Source organism: Aminobacter sp. HY435 (assembly GCF_027568395.1).
In the GTDB taxonomy this organism is placed as follows: domain Bacteria; phylum Pseudomonadota; class Alphaproteobacteria; order Rhizobiales; family Rhizobiaceae; genus Aminobacter.
Map to the genome: position 1 here is coordinate 18,698 of NZ_JANKZL010000004.1, position 15,674 is coordinate 34,371.

16 protein-coding genes and 1 pseudogene are annotated in these 15,674 nt (G+C 62.7%); 11 read left to right on the forward strand and 6 right to left on the reverse strand.

Features of this window, described 5'->3' with window-relative positions:
- Positions 1-69: 69 nt before the first annotated feature.
- Positions 70-1,011 carry a tRNA (adenosine(37)-N6)-dimethylallyltransferase MiaA gene (gene miaA / locus PCJ21_RS05080; RefSeq protein WP_269930300.1) on the reverse strand — a complete coding sequence of 314 codons (942 nt, stop codon included), beginning with the start codon at positions 1,009-1,011 and terminating at the stop codon, positions 70-72.
- On the opposite strand from miaA, the gene serB reads away from it, so the two are divergent.
- Both serB and PCJ21_RS05090 read left to right on the forward strand, forming a co-directional pair.
- The gene (gene serB, locus PCJ21_RS05085; RefSeq protein WP_269930301.1) at positions 995-1,882 is read left to right on the forward strand and encodes a phosphoserine phosphatase SerB; all 888 of its coding nucleotides are present in this window, start codon (positions 995-997) and stop codon (positions 1,880-1,882) included. The genes miaA and serB overlap by 17 nt on opposite strands.
- A complete protein-coding gene (locus PCJ21_RS05090; RefSeq protein WP_269930302.1) occupies positions 1,879-2,451 on the forward strand; it encodes a GNAT family N-acetyltransferase in 573 nt (190 codons plus the stop codon). The genes serB and PCJ21_RS05090 overlap by 4 nt, the downstream gene beginning before the upstream one ends.
- A gap of 82 nt (positions 2,452-2,533) precedes the next feature.
- Here PCJ21_RS05090 and PCJ21_RS05095 read toward each other — a convergent pair whose 3' ends face one another.
- The 5 genes from PCJ21_RS05095 to PCJ21_RS05115 form a co-directional block, all read right to left on the reverse strand.
- Positions 2,534-4,054, reverse strand: coding sequence for a DegQ family serine endoprotease (locus tag PCJ21_RS05095; RefSeq protein WP_269930303.1), 1,521 nt, complete (start codon positions 4,052-4,054; stop codon positions 2,534-2,536).
- 122 nt (positions 4,055-4,176) lie between these two features.
- Entirely contained in the window at positions 4,177-4,362 is a 186-nt protein-coding gene (locus PCJ21_RS05100; protein WP_269930304.1) for a DUF2065 domain-containing protein, read from the reverse strand.
- An 8-nt stretch (positions 4,363-4,370) separates the two neighbouring features.
- Complete coding sequence (hflC, locus tag PCJ21_RS05105; protein WP_269930305.1) at positions 4,371-5,309, reverse strand: protease modulator HflC; 939 nt, start codon at positions 5,307-5,309, stop codon at positions 4,371-4,373.
- Positions 5,309-6,412, reverse strand: a complete 1,104-nt coding sequence (gene hflK, locus PCJ21_RS05110) for an FtsH protease activity modulator HflK (protein WP_269930306.1) — start codon at positions 6,410-6,412, stop codon at positions 5,309-5,311. The genes hflC and hflK overlap by 1 nt, the downstream gene beginning before the upstream one ends.
- Positions 6,413-6,558: 146 nt before the next feature.
- On the reverse strand, positions 6,559-7,077 hold the full coding sequence (locus PCJ21_RS05115) for a dihydrofolate reductase (protein WP_269930685.1): 519 nt from the start codon (positions 7,075-7,077) through the stop codon (positions 6,559-6,561).
- 564 nt (positions 7,078-7,641) lie between these two features.
- On the opposite strand from PCJ21_RS05115, the gene PCJ21_RS05120 reads away from it, so the two are divergent.
- The 9 genes and pseudogenes from PCJ21_RS05120 to ccoS form a co-directional block, all read left to right on the forward strand.
- On the forward strand, positions 7,642-8,367 hold the full coding sequence (locus tag PCJ21_RS05120) for a glycosyltransferase family 25 protein (protein ID WP_269930307.1): 726 nt from the start codon (positions 7,642-7,644) through the stop codon (positions 8,365-8,367).
- 203 nt (positions 8,368-8,570) lie between these two features.
- The gene (gene ccoN, locus PCJ21_RS05125) at positions 8,571-10,205 is read left to right on the forward strand and encodes a cytochrome-c oxidase, cbb3-type subunit I (protein ID WP_269930686.1); all 1,635 of its coding nucleotides are present in this window, start codon (positions 8,571-8,573) and stop codon (positions 10,203-10,205) included.
- 3 nt (positions 10,206-10,208) lie between these two features.
- Positions 10,209-10,961 carry a cytochrome-c oxidase, cbb3-type subunit II gene (gene ccoO / locus PCJ21_RS05130; protein ID WP_269930308.1) on the forward strand — a complete coding sequence of 251 codons (753 nt, stop codon included), beginning with the start codon at positions 10,209-10,211 and terminating at the stop codon, positions 10,959-10,961.
- A gap of 16 nt (positions 10,962-10,977) precedes the next feature.
- Positions 10,978-11,148 carry a cbb3-type cytochrome c oxidase subunit 3 gene (locus PCJ21_RS05135; protein ID WP_269930309.1) on the forward strand — a complete coding sequence of 57 codons (171 nt, stop codon included), beginning with the start codon at positions 10,978-10,980 and terminating at the stop codon, positions 11,146-11,148.
- Positions 11,139-12,020 carry a cytochrome-c oxidase, cbb3-type subunit III gene (gene ccoP / locus PCJ21_RS05140; RefSeq protein WP_269930310.1) on the forward strand — a complete coding sequence of 294 codons (882 nt, stop codon included), beginning with the start codon at positions 11,139-11,141 and terminating at the stop codon, positions 12,018-12,020. The genes PCJ21_RS05135 and ccoP overlap by 10 nt, the downstream gene beginning before the upstream one ends.
- Positions 12,017-12,205, forward strand: coding sequence for a hypothetical protein (locus tag PCJ21_RS05145; protein WP_067964861.1), 189 nt, complete (start codon positions 12,017-12,019; stop codon positions 12,203-12,205). The genes ccoP and PCJ21_RS05145 overlap by 4 nt, the downstream gene beginning before the upstream one ends.
- A 12-nt stretch (positions 12,206-12,217) precedes the next feature.
- Entirely contained in the window at positions 12,218-13,036 is an 819-nt protein-coding gene (locus PCJ21_RS05150; protein WP_269930311.1) for a DUF2189 domain-containing protein, read from the forward strand.
- A gap of 44 nt (positions 13,037-13,080) precedes the next feature.
- A complete protein-coding gene (locus tag PCJ21_RS05155) occupies positions 13,081-15,285 on the forward strand; it encodes a heavy metal translocating P-type ATPase (protein ID WP_269930687.1) in 2,205 nt (734 codons plus the stop codon).
- A pseudogene (gene ccoS / locus PCJ21_RS22080) lies at positions 15,282-15,434 on the forward strand (cbb3-type cytochrome oxidase assembly protein CcoS); the annotation flags it as partial. The gene PCJ21_RS05155 and the pseudogene ccoS, both read left to right, overlap by 4 nt.
- Positions 15,435-15,674 lie beyond the last annotated feature (240 nt).

Below are 15,674 nucleotides of genomic sequence, written 5' to 3' on the forward strand. Positions count from 1 at the left end.
CCGAGGATGATCCCATGCCGCGCCTTACGGACGGTTAATCGCCGGCTTGGATTTGCGACAATCCGCCGGCTATCCCGCGCTTCGGCCCGCTTCGCCGCCGATCCTCTCCCATTCGGGGCCGAACTGGTTGCGAAACCACGTCGACTGTCGCTTGGAGTATTGCCGGGTGGCAATCTTGGCCCGTTCGATGGCCTCGTCGAAGCTCATCTCGCCGGCCATCGCCGCCGCCAGTTCGCGCACGCCGATAGCCTTCATTGCCGGCAGATCAGGCGACAGGCGCATCGCCGAGATCGCCTTGACCTCTTCCAGCGCTCCGGCCTCGATCATCCTGTCGAAGCGGGCGTCGATGCGCTTGATCAGCATGCCCCGATCCGGCTCGATGACGTTGAAGCGCGCTGTCTCGGCATCGACCAGGGGATGGCCCTTGTCGGCCTGCCACTTCATGATCGACCGTCCGGAAGCTTGCAGCACCTCGAGCGCGCGCACGATGCGCTGGCCGTCGCCCGCCCTGAGGCGCATTGCCACTTCCGGATCGACCTTCAGCAGCAGCCGGTGCAGGCGCGGCGCGCCTTCTTCGTTGAGACGCCAGCGCCAGCGGTCGCGTATGTCCTTTGGAATGTCGGGCATGTTGGAGATGCCTTCGACCAGCGCCCTGAAATAGAGCCCGGTGCCGCCGACGAAAATCGGCGGATGTTCGGCCAACAGGCCGCTGTCGGCCAGCACCGCGACGTCGCGCAGCCAGGTGCCGGTCGAATAGGCGGTGGCGGGCGAGACATGACCGTAGAGGAAATGCCGGACACGCGCCAAGTCGTCGGCGCCCGGCCGCGCCGTCAGCACGTCGAGCACGCCATAGACCTGCATCGAATCGGCGTTGATGATCACGCCGCCGTGGCGCTCCGCCAGCTTCAAGGCCAGTGCCGACTTGCCGCTGGCGGTCGGCCCGGCTATCAGGATCGCGTTCTTGATGCGCCCCTCGCCCTTACCGGAATTTTCGATGCCGCTCGTCGCCACTTTGATTTCCCATCCGGACCGCGCTTTGCTCGCTCCGTCTCTTGCCGATAAGGCTTCCCACGCCCTGGGTGCAAGCGGCATTGTTTGGCTCGACGCCAACATCGCCTGCGACATCGCACTGCCGGCGGGCCTTCCCGCCGAAGCCGCATATAGCGCGCTTGCCGCGGTGTTGCACGGCGAGGCCATTGATTTCGCCATCCAGGAAAATGCGACGCGCCGAAAGAGGATCCTGATCGCCGACATGGATTCGACCATGATCGACCAGGAATGCATCGACGAGCTGGCCGACGAGATCGGCGTCAAGGATCGCGTCGCCGACATCACCGCGCGTTCGATGAACGGCGAGATCGCCTTCGAGCCTGCCCTGCGCGAGCGCGTCGCGCTGCTTGCCGGCCTCGACGCCTCCGTCATCGACCACATCATCGACAATCGTCTCACCCTGGCCTCGGGCGGATTGACGCTGGTTGCCACCATGAAGACGCACGGCGCCTATGCCGCTCTGGTGTCGGGCGGCTTTGACGTCTTCACTTCGCGCATCGCGGCGAAATTCGGTTTTGACGAAAACCGCGCCAACCACCTGATCCAGGCCGATGGCCGCCTCACCGGCCAGGTATCCGAGCCGATCCTCGGCCGCGCCGCCAAGGCCGACGCGCTGAACGAGATATCGGCCCGCCTCAGCCTGACACCGGCCGACGCGATTGCCGTCGGCGACGGCGCCAACGACCTCGACATGATCCGTCTTGCCGGGTCGGGCGTCGCGCTCCACGCCAAGCCTTCGGTCGGCACGCAGGCAAAGATCCGCATCGATCACTCCGATCTCACCGCCCTGCTCTATCTGCAGGGCTACAGCCGCGCCGAATTCGCGAGATGAAACCGATCCGCACCGAACGTCTGATCCTGCGCAACTGGCAAGAGCGCGACCGCGACCTCTTCCACCGCATCAACTCGGACGACCAGGTGATGGAATTTTTCGGCATGCGCCGCACCAGGGCCGAGAGCGACCAGCTGTTCGACAGGCTGCGCGGCAACGCCGAGCGCGACGGCTTTGGCTTTACCGCTGCCGAGATTGCCGCGACCGGCGAATGCATCGGCTTTGTCGGCATCAACCCGACCGATCTCGAGCCCTTCATGCCCAAGGACACGATCGAGATCGGCTGGCGGCTGGCGCCCGAGTTCTGGGGCAAGGGTTATGTCACCGAGGCCGCCAATGCCTGGCTCGAATTCTGCTTCGATCAGCTCGGGTTGGAGGAAGTCGTGTCCTTCGCCGTCTGGAACAACGATCGCTCGACGTCGGTGATGAAGCGGATCGGCATGCGCAACGAGCCGGCGCGCAATTTCGATCATCCGCGCGTGCCAGAGGCCAATGCGCACCTCAAGCATCACGTATTCTACAGCCTGGCGCGGAACGAATGGCTGGAACGGAAAAAGGCGGCCAACTAACCGCCTTTTTTCTTTAGTTCCAATGGTTTGGCCGGGTTTCCGGACTCAATCCATGCCGCCGGCTCAATCCATGCGGCCCCGCTCAATCCATGCGGATCGTCACGAACCGCAGTTCACCGGTCTTTGACGCCAGCATCAGAAGCGCGTTCTTGCGCCCCTGTTCCTTGAGCGCGGCGATCCGGTCGGTCACGTCCTTCGGCGTCGACACCGATTCCTGGGCAATCTCGGTGATCACCTCGCCGGCGACGATGCCGCGTTCGGCCGCGGCCGAATCCTTGGCGACGGCCGTCACCACGACACCCGAGACGTCGGCAGCGATACCGAACTTGCCACGGTTTGCATCGTTGAGTTCGCCGATGGTCATGCCCAGCACGGCGGCCGAGGCGACCTCCGCGCCCTTGTCGGCGCCCTCTTCCGGCGTTGCCGCTTCGCCTTCGGCCAGTTTCTCGCCGTCTTCGAGCCTGCCGAGCGTCACCTTGACCGTCTGCTCGACGCCCTTGCGCACGATGATCACGTCGACGGCCTTGCCGACCGGGCTTTCCGCCACCACGCGCGGCAGGTCGCGCATTTCGATGACATCCTTGCCGTCGAACTTGATGATCACGTCGCCCGGCTGGATGACGCCGTTGTCGACCGGTCCGCCCTTGATGATGCCGGCGACCAGCGCGCCCTTGGCGGTCTTCATGCCAAGGCTTTCCGCAATGTCTTCCGTCACCGGCTGGATGCGTACGCCGAGCCAGCCACGACGGGTCTCGCCGAACTCACGCAACTGATCGACCACGCCCGAGGCGATCTCGGCGGGGATGGAGAAGCCGATGCCGATCGAACCGCCTGACGGCGAGATGATCGCGGTGTTGATGCCGATGACCTCGCCGTCCATGTTGAACAGCGGTCCGCCCGAATTGCCGCGGTTGATTGCGGCGTCGGTCTGGATGAAGTCGTCATACGGGCCCGAATTGATGTCGCGGTTGCGCGCCGAGATGATGCCCACGGTCACGGTGCCGCCGAGGCCGAAGGGATTGCCAATGGCCATCACCCAGTCGCCGATGCGCATCTTGTTGGAATCGCCGAACTTCACCGCCGTCAGCGGCTTGACCTTCGGATCGATCTTCAGCACCGCGATGTCGGTCTTGGTGTCGGTGCCGACCAGCTCGGCCTTGAGCTTCGAGCCGTCGGAGAAGTTGACCTCGATCTCGTCGGCGTCGGCGATGACGTGGTTGTTGGTGACGACGATGCCCTGTTCGGCGTCGATCACGAAGCCCGAGCCCAGCGACTGCACCTTCTGCGAGCCGCTTCCGCCCTGGCCTTCGCGGTCCTTGAAGAAGTCGTCGAAGAAGTCCTGGAAGGGAGAGCCTTCCGGCAGTTGCGGCATCGGCACGGCATTCTCGCCGCCTTCGCCGTTTTCGCCGCCCTTGACGTTCTGCGTGGTGGAAATGTTGACCACCGCGCCCAGCAGGCCCTCGGCCAGGTCGGCCACCGATTCAGGGCCGTTCGCCAGCGCCGGCGTGACGAAGCTCGGCACCGCCACGGCGCCGATCAGCAGGGCTGTGGTGGCGGCCAGAGACGCCTTTCGCATGGCGCGCAAAAGGGACGTGGAATTCATCTGGTAGCCTCCCGGGGCTGTCATACGTTGAACGCGCCAAGCCGTCCGGGCGCGCCGCGTCATGATGAAAAGAAATAAGGCCTGTTTGCGGCTATTGCTATCGGAACGGAATAAATCATCCGTTATCCCCGGATCAGCCACACCACGCCGACACCGAGGGCGAGCGCCGCCAGCCCGAATATTCTCAATGCATTTTCAGGGATATCGGCCATCTGCGCGGCAAGCCGCTTCATCGGACCGGGAAAGCCGCCATAGACCAGGCCCTCGATGACGAGGACGAGGCCCATGGCGACGATAAAGTCCCGCACCAGCTTGATTAGTTGCTGGTTGCCGCGCCGGCGGCCGGCGCCGGCGTTGCGTTGGTTGTCGGCGCGGCAGCGCCATCAGGGCCGCGGAAGTAGCGGAAGAACTCCGCATCCGGCGACAGCACCATGGTGGTTCCCTCGGGGTCGAGCGAAGTCACATAGGCTTTCATCGAACGGTAGAACTCGAAGAACTCCGGATCGCGCTCGAAGGCCTCGGCGAACACGGCGTTACGCTGGGCTTCGCCCTCACCGCGCAGGATTTCCGATTCCTTCTGGGCTTCGGCGACCGTCTCGACGACCTCGCGGTCGGCGCGGGCGCGGATTCGCTGCGCAGCTTCCCGTCCGCGTGCCCTCAGCCTTTCGGCTTCGGCCAGACGCTCGGCCTTCATGCGGTCATAGGTCTGCTGCGACACCTCGGCGGTCAGGTCGGTACGGCGAATGCGCACGTCCTCGATCTGCAGGCCAAGCGCGTTGGCGTCGGGCTGCAGCTGGTCACGCACCTCGCGCATCATTGCCGCACGCTCTTCCGACAGCGCCGATTCGAAGCCACGGACACCATAGACGCGGCGCAGGGCTGCGTCGAAGCGGGTGCGCAGCCGCTGTTCGGCCAGTTCGACCGAGCCCGACACCGTCTGGCGGAACTTGCGCGGATCGTTGATGCGATAGGCGATGAACGCATCGACGTCGTAGAACTTGCCGCCCGAGACCTGGACGCGGATGTCATCGAGGTCGAGACGCAGGACGCGGTCTTCGATGACCTGCACGTTGTCGGCCTCGAACATCGAGAACGGCGCCTTGAAGTAGATGCCCGGCTCGGTCTTGACGTCGACGATCTCGCCGAAGCGCAGGACGATGGCCTGCTGGCGCTCGTTGACCACGAAGATCGACGACCAGATCAAGAACAGGATGATTGCGGCGAAAACGCCGATGATGGGAAGACGATTGGACATCAGTTGCCTCCCGTCGCGGGCGCGCGCTTCTGCAGTTCCGGCAGCGGCAGATAGGGCACGACGCCCTGCCCGCTGCCCTGGTCGACGATCACCTTGTTCGAGCCCTTGAGCAACTTTTCCATCGTTTCGAGATAGAGGCGCTTGCGCGTCACGTCCGGCGCCTTGGCATATTCCTCATAGACCGACTTGAAGCGCTGGGCCTCACCTTCGGCCTCCTGCACGACACGGTTCTTGTAGGCGGCCGCGTCTTCGCGGACCTGGGCCGCCTCGCCTCGTGCCTGGCCGAGCTTCTGGTTGGAGTACTGGTTCGACTCCTCGACGAAGCGGTCCTCGTCCTGCTCGGCGCGCTGCACCTCGTCAAAGGCGTCGGCGACTTCGCGCGGCGGCGCCGCGTCTTCGATCGAGATCGCGTTGACCGACAGGCCCGAACCATAGTCGTCAAGCGTCTGCTGGATGATGTCGCGCACGCCTGTGGCGATGCCTTGGCGGTCGTCGCGGAAGATGTCCTGCGCCGGACGGCGGCCGACCACTTCGCGCATCGCGCTTTCGGCGATCTGCCGCACCATGATGTCGGGTTCGGACACGTTGAACAGGTAGGCCCGCGGATCCGAAACCTGGTAGGCGACGGAGAACTTGACGTCGACGATGTTCTGGTCGCCCGAAAGCATCAGGCCGGACGACGTGCTGCCGCGCACTTCGCCGATATTGACCAGCTTTTCAGCCGTGTTGACCTTTTCGACGGTTTCCATCGGCCACCAATGGAAATGCAGGCCGGGCTGCGAGAGCTCTTCCTTCGGCTTGCCGAAGCGCAGTTCGACAGCGAGTTCGTCAGGCTGCACGGTGTAGACCGCCTGATATGCCCACAGGGCGACAAGACCCACGGCCACCAGGCCGAACAGGGCAGCGCTCGAGCCGCCGCCACCGGGCAGCGCGCGCTTCAGCCTGTCCTGGCCCTTGCGGATGATGTCTTCGAGATCGGGTGGCGAGCCTTGCGGGCCGCTCGGGCGCGGGCCTTGCCCCCAGGGGCCGCCGCCGCCGCCACCACCGCTGCCGCCGCCCCAAGGGCCACCGCCGCCGCCTCCACTCTGATTGTTCCAGGGCATGAATGTCCTTTCAGATTCAAACAATAAGTCCGCGCCTGAGATCGCAGCTTATTTACTGACACCTTCTATAGGGATGCAATCACGCGCTTTCAACGCGATGCCTGCGCGCAGCCTTCGTTTTCACGACATATGTATGAGATACGGTATCACCCGGTAGCGTGGCGTCTTTCATAGACCGTGTAGCGGGTCGGATGACTGTCCTTGTCGCCTGCGCCAAAGTCCTGCGAAGTCTTTACCGCCCATGTTTCGGGATCAATCGTCGGAAAGCGGGTATCCCCTTCGACGGCGGCCAGTACATGCGTGACATGCAGGCGGTCGGCCAGCGGCAACGCCTGCCGATAGATTTCGCCGCCTCCGATCACGCAGATGTCATCCGCTCCCGGCATGCAGCGCGCTTTGGCGGTGGCGAGCGTGATGGCGTCCTCGACCGATTGCACCGTCTCCGCGCCGTCGATTCGATAGGCAGGGTCCCGGCTGACGACGATGTTCAGCCGCCCGGGCAGAGGCTTGCCGATGCTCTCATAAGTCTTGCGCCCCATGACGATCGGCTTTCCCATGGTGTCGGCCTTGAAGCGCTTCAGGTCGCTCGACAGTTTCCACGGCAGGCCGTTGTCGCGCCCGATCACCCCGTTCTCGGCAATCGCCACATAGATCGCTACATCCATCAGTCGCTCTTTCCGTCCCGGCGAATCTCTGTCCGGTTGCCTTTCAGCCGGCATCGTAGGGCCGCCAAACGAGAATATCGACATCGCGCCCGCGAAAAATGTCCCCGGCATCGCCTGGCGAGGCCGCCTATCCTGCTTTTTCCATCCCGGCCTGGGAACAATTCGGCACCGGTCCAGCTGGCAGCCTAGGCCCGTGCATAGCGGTCCGTAGCCTGGCTGGATTGCGCCAGAGCCAGACCAAGGCGCGCTTGAAGCGACCCGACAAACGGCTTGGCTTGGGCCAGTAGACGTGAGGGCGCGAAATGACCGGCGTTCAAGCGCGTGCATGCCCGCCGTGTGCGGAGAGGTATGCAATCGAATTAGGCAACAGTAGTAAAAATCGCCGTCCCCATGTATTCAGGTTCGGGGATTCTTCGGCTGGGGACAACAATGTCAGAAATAAACAACGTGGGACCGCGAGCACTGGCTCGACATTCGCAACTATCTCAGACGTAAACGCTCCATCGCAGCCTAGAACTGAACTTGAGTTGTCCTTTAGGTCACTGAATTCATGAGGCATTGTCGATGCGGTCGATTTACCTGAACTTGGAGCGATCCCGTGATCGCCGCGAATGGATGGAGGGGCAGGCAAAGTCATTGGGTACCCCCCTGGAACGCCTGCCTGCCGTCGACGGGGCTCAACTCGGTTCGACACACCCTGTTTCTCCGAGTGCACTGGGCTGCTTTCTAAGCCATCGATCGGCTTGGGAGCTTGCCGCTACCGGCGATGATCCTTATGTCGCGATCTTTGAAGACGACATCCATCTCAGCCCGGAACTGCCGAAGTTTCTTCAGGACGCTTGCTGGATTCCGACTGGAACGGACCTGGTACATCTCGGCTGCGCAACACGACTCTGTGAGGTCACCGGGAAGCCCATTGCGGCGCTTGGCAGACGCCTGTTCCGGCCTGTGAGCGACAACGCGAGCGCCGAGGCATACATCATCTCGAAAGAGTGCGCCCGGCAACTGCACCGGGACATGGTCAGCATCGACCGAGAATTCGATCAGATACTGTTTAACGGCGGCCGGCCTGACCTCACCATTCTCAAGCTTTTTCCATCGCTGGCGATGCAAGATCAGTTCGTCGATCAACCTCGCTTCGAGGCCCTGATACACCGCGAGCGAATCCCGCGACCGGCAAAGCTTCGGGGCTTTGCGAAAGCGAAGCATGAAGCAGCCAGAGCCGCGCGACAGGTGGGCGCGGCATTAGGCATTGCGCGCACGAAGCGAGTGCGGGTCGGCTTTAGCTAAGCCGGCCACGCCAACTGCGGTGGGACTTCGGCACAGAACCTGGGCGGCTGACCGCCACGTCAGAGCTCCTTCGAGTTCTGTTGAGCACTGTCCAGCGGATGCGTCTGCGGCCAGCGCGCTATGTCGGTAGCGGAACTGCTTGATATCTGACGGAAATACTTGAAACTGGGCCACGTCGAATCCGCGGAGGAGGAAAGACGATGATCCGGCAACTTACGTCTTCGGAACGTCAGAACGCCGCCGTGATAGCGATTGCGGTGGCGATCGTCGGGTTGGCGATGGCTGTGGTCGGTCGCGCGGATGTGCTCGGCGTCCACGGCGTCATGGTCATGCTGTTTGCAGGCGCCGTCCTGTTTTATGTGCTGTCTGGCCTGTACCAGCCCGAACCGACGGAAGACCGGGAAACATCCTATTACGACGACCCGATCAAGGTCGGCATTGTCCTCTCGATGGCTTGGGCAGTGTTCGGGATGTTCATGGGCGTCTGGGTCGCCGCGCAACTGGCATGGCCCGACCTTGCCTTCGATGCTGGCTGGTCGAGTTTCGGCCGCCTCCGCCCGACCCACACCACGGGAGTGATCTTTGGTTTTGGCGGCAATGCCTTGATCGCCACTTCCTTTCATGTGGTGCAGCGAACTTCGCGCGCGCGCCTCGCCGGACAACTCAGCCCTTGGTTTGTGCTCCTCGGTTACAACTTATTCTGCGTGCTTGCCGTATCGGGCTATCTGATTGGGGTGACGCAATCCAAGGAATACGCCGAGGCTGAGTGGTACGCCGATTTCTGGCTGGTGGTTGTCTGGGTGACGTACTTCGTCCTCTATCTGAGAACGATCGCTCGCCGGAAGGAACCGCACATCTACGTGGCCAACTGGTACTTCATGGCGTTCATTCTCGTCGTCGCAATTCTCCACATCGTCAACAACTTGGCGCTCCCCATCTCGTGGGGACATGCCAAGAGCTACACGGTCTGGCCTGGCGTCCAGGATGCGATGGTGCAGTGGTGGTACGGGCACAACGCGGTTGCCTTCTTCCTCACGGCCGGCTTCCTTGGAATGCTGTATTACTATCTCCCCGTGAGGGCCCAGCGGCCGATCTTCTCCTACCGCCTTTCGATTCTGAGCTTCTGGGGCATCACCTTCTTTTACATGTGGGTGGGTTCGCACCACCTCCACTACACCGCGCTGCCGCATTGGGTTCAGACGCTTGGCATGACCTTCTCGGTGATGCTGCTGGTTCCGTCCTGGGCCTCCGCGGGAAATGCCTTGCTTACCCTGAACGGCGCGTGGCACCGGGTGCGGGACGATGCGACCTTACGATTCATGATGGCTGCCGCCGTGTTTTACGGCATATCGACTTTCGAAGGCTCGTTCCTTGCTATCCGGCCCGTGAATTCGCTGTCCCACTATACGGATTGGACGGTCGGGCATGTCCACGCCGGGGCGCTGGGCTGGGTGGCGCTGATCACTTTCGGATCGATCTACACTCTGGTGCCAAGCCTCTGGAAACGCGAGCGGATGTACTCAGCGGCCCTCGTGGAAGTGCATTTTTGGCTCGCGATTGCCGGGACGCTGATCTACGTCTTCGCGATGTGGAACTCGGGCATCATCCAGGGACTGATGTGGCGGACCTATACGGAAGAAGGCGCCCTCGCCTATTCATTCGTCGATTCACTGGTGGCGATGTACCCATATTACATCGCGCGCGCCTTTGGAGGGCTGCTTTTCTTGATCGGTGCGGCAGTCGGCTGCTACAACATCTGGATGACGGTTCGGTCTGCGCCGTTGGCGGCCCCGCTCCATGCGGACGTCCCGATCGCTCCTGCCGTGGCGGGAGAATGATGGATGCCTGAGATTTTTCACCGCAAACTCGAGCGTTCAGCGATTGGTTTCGTGATCGCAATCATCGCGGCCGCGAGCGTGGGCGGCATCGTCGAGATCGCCCCGCTCTTCACTATCGACGAGACTGTCGAAGAAGCCCCGGATATGCGGATGTACACTCCGCTCGAACTTGCCGGGCGCAACATCTACGTGCGCGAGGGCTGTTATGCCTGCCACAGCCAGATGATCCGCACGCTGCGCGACGAGGTGGAGCGCTACGGCCCGTATTCTCTTGCCGTCGAGTCGAAGTACGACCGCCCGATGCTCTGGGGATCCAAGCGGACCGGGCCAGACCTTGCTCGCGTCGGCGGCAAGTATTCCGACTTCTGGCATGTCGCGCACCTGACCAACCCACGCGACGTCGTTCCAGAATCCAACATGCCTGCTTATCGCTGGCTCGCGCGTACCTCCCTCAAGATGGAGGACCTGCCGCTTCACCTCGCGGCGCAGAAGGCCTTGGGCGTTCCCTATACGGACGAGATGGTGGAGAATGCGGCGCGCGATGCTTACGGCCAAGCGATGCCGGATACCGACTTCGCTGCCGGGCTTATCGCCCGTTATGGCGACGAAACCCAAGTCAGTGCTTTTGATGGCGTGACGACCGACGTCACCGAGATGGATGCGCTCGTGGCGTATCTGCAGATCCTCGGAAGGCTGACCGGAGCCGCATACAAAAACACCGCGGCTCCCGAGGGAAAACCTGACCCGGAAGGGTAAAGCGGAGGGTTTCACAATGGACCTGGATCACAACTCGGTTGTCGCCTTTTCCAAGAGCTGGGGCCTTTTCTACCTGATTGCGCTGGCCGTCGGCGTGCTGGTCTACACATTCTGGCCGTCGAACCGGAAGCGTTTCAATCAGGCCAAGAACAGCATCCTCGGCGGGGACGACAAGCCATGGAAGTGAACGAACGCGATCCCGTCAGCGGCCGCGAGACCACAGGCCACGAATGGAACGGCATCAAGGAACTGGACACCCCGGTTCCGAGGGGGGTGCTGCTGTTCCTGATCGTGACGCACCTGTGGGCGATCGCCTGGTGGTTCCTTGTGCCGGCCTGGCCGCTCGGGACGACCTATACACGAGGCCTCCTGGGGGTCGACCAGAGACAGACTGTCGAAGCGCGTGTCGTCGACAGCCAGCTCGAACGCGCCAACTGGATGGCACACCTCGAGAAGGAACCTTACGATGCCATCCTGGCGGACGAGGCCCTGATGCAGACGGTCCGACAAACCGGGCGGCAGCTGTTCGGGGACAACTGCGCCGCATGTCACGGCCGGGACGGCAAAGGCCAGGCAAACTACCCAGACCTGACCGATGACGACTGGCTATGGGGCGGTGGCCCCCAGCTTATCGAGCAGACGATGCGCGTCGGCATCAATACCCGGCATCCGGAAAGCCGCGTAGGGCAAATGCCAGCCTTTGGGCGGGACGAGGTGCTCGACCGAGATCAGGTGCGGAGCGTGGCCGCCTACGTCTATTCGCTTTCCCATCCGGACTACTCGACCGCGGACAATGTCAAACGGATACAGGCGGGGCGAGAAGTCTTCCTGACGACGTGCGCTGCCTGCCACGGGGAAGACGGGAAGGGAAACAGGGATGTCGGCGCGCCAAACCTGACGGATGCGCACTGGATCTACGGGGGCGACCTGGACACCATCATTGCGTCGGTGCACGGCGGGCGCCAAGGCCATATGCCCACCTGGGATCAGAGGCTGACCAAGGCTGAGATCCGCACGATTGCCCTCTACGTGCATGACCTGGGGACGCAACAGCCATGACCGTACAGTCGAAAAGACGGTACCGCAGCATCATGCTCTGGATGCTGGTCCCGGCGGGGCTGCTGCTTTTCGCCGGAGCCAATGCCCACCTGATCTACGTGGCAGTCGATTCTCAGCCGGACTGCGTCAAGCACTTTAAGGCCGCTGGCGAAGGCGGCTACCGCGCCGCCAAGTCGGCATGTTGAGGAGGCGAAGAGATGAGCGACACCGAAAAGTCGTACTGGCTGCTCAGCGAGACCTCTGGCATCGGCGAGACGCGCGATCCGCGGCTCAATCGCGGGCTGTCGCCATTCGTCGGCCTCAGGTGGCTTTCGGCGGGCTGGCGGGATTTCTGGACTCGCCCAGCGTCTAGCCTGGGATACGGAATTGGTGTTTTCGTCCTGTCGGTCTGCTTCGTTTGGACGCTCGTAGCTTTCGGCCGGGACTATATTCTCTTTCCGGCGCTGGCAGGCTTCATGATCGTGGCTCCTTTTCTGGCGGTCGGCCTCTACGAGAAAAGTCGCGCCATCGAGGAAGGACGCGAGATCAGCTTCGGGTCCATGCTCCTCGTGCGTCCAAGGGCAGGCGCGCAGGTCTTTTTTGCCGGGCTGCTGCTGTGTTGCCTCCTGCTGCTCTGGATGCGTGCCGCGGTTCTGCTCTATGCGCTTTTCTTTGGAGTTACGGCATTTCCCGGGCTGGACCACATCGTAGGCATGCTTTTTGGGACTGCTTACGGGTGGACAATGATCGTCGTGGGGACAGCCATCGGTGGCCTTTTTGCTGCCTTTGCCTATGCCATCAGCGTCTTTGCGGTGCCATTGCTCCTTGATCGGCGCGTCGATGCGCTGACCGCGATGGGCACAAGCATGAAACTGGTCTGGAACAATCTACCCGCGATGCTGGGCTGGGCTGCAATACTGCTCGTTCTTTTCGCCGTCTGTGTTGCCACCGGGCTCGCCGGGATGATCGTGATTTTCCCTCTGCTCGGCCACGCCACCTGGCACGCCTATAGGGCCGTGGCGCTCCCGGAGACGTGACGGTGAGCTGCTGCGCCCAGGGAACCGAGGCCGCGCTGCAGCTGGTGCGTTGCGGCAACGCGACTGCTGGCGAAATCTTGCTGGCGCGACGCGATTTGGGAGATGGCATATTTCAGACTGACCTTTCGGTACCCCAAGCCAGGTGCGGCACCTGCATCACCTCAATCGAAGGGGCCCTGCAAGGCCTTGACGGCGTTCTCGCCGCTCGCGTCAACCTTACCTCCCGCCGCGTATCCGTGAGGTGGCGTGGCGACCGTGTCCCTCCTGTGATCGAAGCCCTGGCTGCCGCCGGATACGACTGCAGCCTCGCGGACGCGGAGGACGACCTGCGCGACCCCGAGATGTCGCGACTGCTGCGCGCCACCGCAGTGGCGGGCTTTGCGGCAATGAACATCATGCTGTTGTCAGTGTCGGTATGGTCAGGTGCGGACACGCAGACTCGAAATGCATTTCATCTGGTTTCTGCCCTGCTGGCAGTGCCTGCGGTCGCCTATTCCGGACGAATATTCTTCATTTCGGCATGGAAGTCGGTACAGCGTCGCACAAGCAGCATGGATCTTCCTATCTCGGTGGGGGTCCTGCTGACGCTGGCGTTGAGCCTCTACGACACATTCGCCGGAGGGCCGCACGCATATTTCGACGCCGTGACTTCCCTTATCTTTTTCCTGCTCGCCGGACGCACGCTTGACCATGCAATGAGGAGCAAGGCACGGAAGGCAGTTTCCGGCCTCAGCCGCTTGATACCGCGAGGCGTGACTGTGATACGCGCTGACGGGAGCCGCGAGTTCTGCGGTCTCATGGAAGTCGAGCCGGGCGACCTGATTCCAGTCGGCCCCGGCGACCGGGTTCCGGTCGACGGCACGATAGTGGCCGGGCGCGGCAGCCTTGACCTTTCGGTAGTCAGCGGAGAAGCGACGCCAACACGTGTCCAGCCTGGAACCGCCGTTTTGTCTGGCGCGCTCAGCCTCGATGGCGCGCTGACGGTTCGTGCCGATAAGCGTGCCGAGGATTCCTTCCTCGCCGACATGGCGAAGTTGATGGATGCGGCGGAGGACGGGCGGGCACGGTATCGCCGCATCGCGGATCGAGCCGCGGCCTTGTATTCCCCCGTCGTCCATTTGTTGGCCCTCGCCACCTGCGCGGCCTGGATCGCAATCACGGGCGATTGGCATGCATCGGTTACGGCCGCCGTTTCGGTGCTCATAATCACCTGCCCATGTGCATTGGGTTTGGCTGTGCCCATGGTCCAGGTCGTGGCCGCCCGCAGGCTGTTTGACCTCGGCGTCACGCTCAAGGACGGCGGCGCGCTGGAACGGCTCGCCGAAGCTGACTCGGTCGTGTTCGACAAGACCGGAACTTTGACAACGGGCGTCACGCGCGTCGAACGTCACACCGCTGCCCTGCACGACGTGCCGGCCGCTGCCGCACTCGCAGCCCTGTCCAGGCACCCGGCCTCATGCGCGGTCGCCGCTCTCGCGTCGACAGGGCCCGAGGTCGCGGATTTTCGCGAGGTGCCCGGGTACGGAATTGAAGGTCGGATCGGCGGGAGTGTCTTTCGCCTCGGCAGGCGGGAATGGGTTTCGGGCCTGCCAGGCAATGCCAGCCATGAATCCATGACCTGGCTGTCGAAGAACGGCACGCTCGCAGGCTCGTTCACGATCGCCCACAATCTTCGTCCCGGTGCGGTGGAAGCTGTCAGAAAGCTGGAAAGCTGGGGATTGGCGACCGAGGTCCTATCGGGGGACTCTGCGACCGCTGTCCGGAAGGTCGCGGATGCGCTTGGAATTTCCGAGGTCCGCCACGGCGTCTTGCCTAAGGGCAAGGTCAACCGGCTCAGAGATCTGGCCGCCTCCGGCCGCCGCGTTCTGATGGTTGGCGACGGACTGAATGACGCTCCGGCACTGGCAGCAGCACATGTTTCCATGGCGCCCTCTTCGGCGGCGGACATCGGTCGTACCGCTGCCGATCTCGTCTTTCTGCGGAACAGCCTTGAAGGTGTCCCTCACGCGATGGGCATCGCCCGCAATGCCGCCAGGCTCGTGCGGCAGAACTTCGCGCTCGCTGTGGCCTACAACGTATTGGCCCTGCCCCTGGCGATGTCGGGGCAAATAACTCCGCTCATAGCGGCTGTTGCCATGTCGACGTCGTCAATCCTGGTCGTCGCCAATGCCTTGCGGCTTCCGCACGAAACGGCTTCATCCACCCGCTTTGCGGGCTTTCGCCGCCTGGTCCCAGCGGAGGCTGCATGAGCTATCTCTCTTTTTTGATTCCAATTGCCCTAGGCATGGGCTTGGTGGGCTTGGCAGCCTTCCTATGGTCGCTACGGAGTGGCCAGTACGAGGATCTGGATGGGGCCGCGGTGCGGGTCTTGCGTTCAGGTGCTGACGCTCCTCTTGGTCAGCAAGCATGCAAAAACCACGAGGGTGTTCCTGCCAGGCAAGGGAACGCCACGGCTGCCAACGGCGTTTGTTCAGCAACGGAAACGAAAGGCTTCGAAGATGTCTCGAGCAAGTGACAGGCCGTTCGGCTGGGTGGCAGCGCTGGCCGTGGCTTCAGGAGCCGCAGTGCTGGTTCCTAGCCTCGCCGTGCTGGCTATCAGCCTTCTTGCGGTTGCTGCGATGGTGTTCTGATACGAACT

Excerpts from the sequence above, each read along its gene's own strand:
- serB (WP_269930301.1), top strand. The coding sequence starts at position 995 with ATGCCGCTCGTCGCCACTTTGATTTCCCATCCGGACCGCGCTTTGCTC.
- PCJ21_RS05090 (WP_269930302.1), top strand. The coding sequence starts at position 1,879 with ATGAAACCGATCCGCACCGAACGTCTGATCCTGCGCAACTGGCAAGAG.
- PCJ21_RS05095 (WP_269930303.1), bottom strand. The coding sequence starts at position 4,054 with ATGAATTCCACGTCCCTTTTGCGCGCCATGCGAAAGGCGTCTCTGGCC.
- hflC (WP_269930305.1), bottom strand. The coding sequence starts at position 5,309 with ATGTCCAATCGTCTTCCCATCATCGGCGTTTTCGCCGCAATCATCCTG.
- hflK (WP_269930306.1), bottom strand. The coding sequence starts at position 6,412 with ATGCCCTGGAACAATCAGAGTGGAGGCGGCGGCGGTGGCCCTTGGGGC.
- PCJ21_RS05115 (WP_269930685.1), bottom strand. The coding sequence starts at position 7,077 with ATGGATGTAGCGATCTATGTGGCGATTGCCGAGAACGGGGTGATCGGG.
- PCJ21_RS05120 (WP_269930307.1), top strand. The coding sequence starts at position 7,642 with ATGCGGTCGATTTACCTGAACTTGGAGCGATCCCGTGATCGCCGCGAA.
- ccoO (WP_269930308.1), top strand. The coding sequence starts at position 10,209 with ATGCCTGAGATTTTTCACCGCAAACTCGAGCGTTCAGCGATTGGTTTC.
- PCJ21_RS05135 (WP_269930309.1), top strand. The coding sequence starts at position 10,978 with ATGGACCTGGATCACAACTCGGTTGTCGCCTTTTCCAAGAGCTGGGGC.
- ccoP (WP_269930310.1), top strand. The coding sequence starts at position 11,139 with ATGGAAGTGAACGAACGCGATCCCGTCAGCGGCCGCGAGACCACAGGC.
- PCJ21_RS05145 (WP_067964861.1), top strand. The coding sequence starts at position 12,017 with ATGACCGTACAGTCGAAAAGACGGTACCGCAGCATCATGCTCTGGATG.
- PCJ21_RS05150 (WP_269930311.1), top strand. The coding sequence starts at position 12,218 with ATGAGCGACACCGAAAAGTCGTACTGGCTGCTCAGCGAGACCTCTGGC.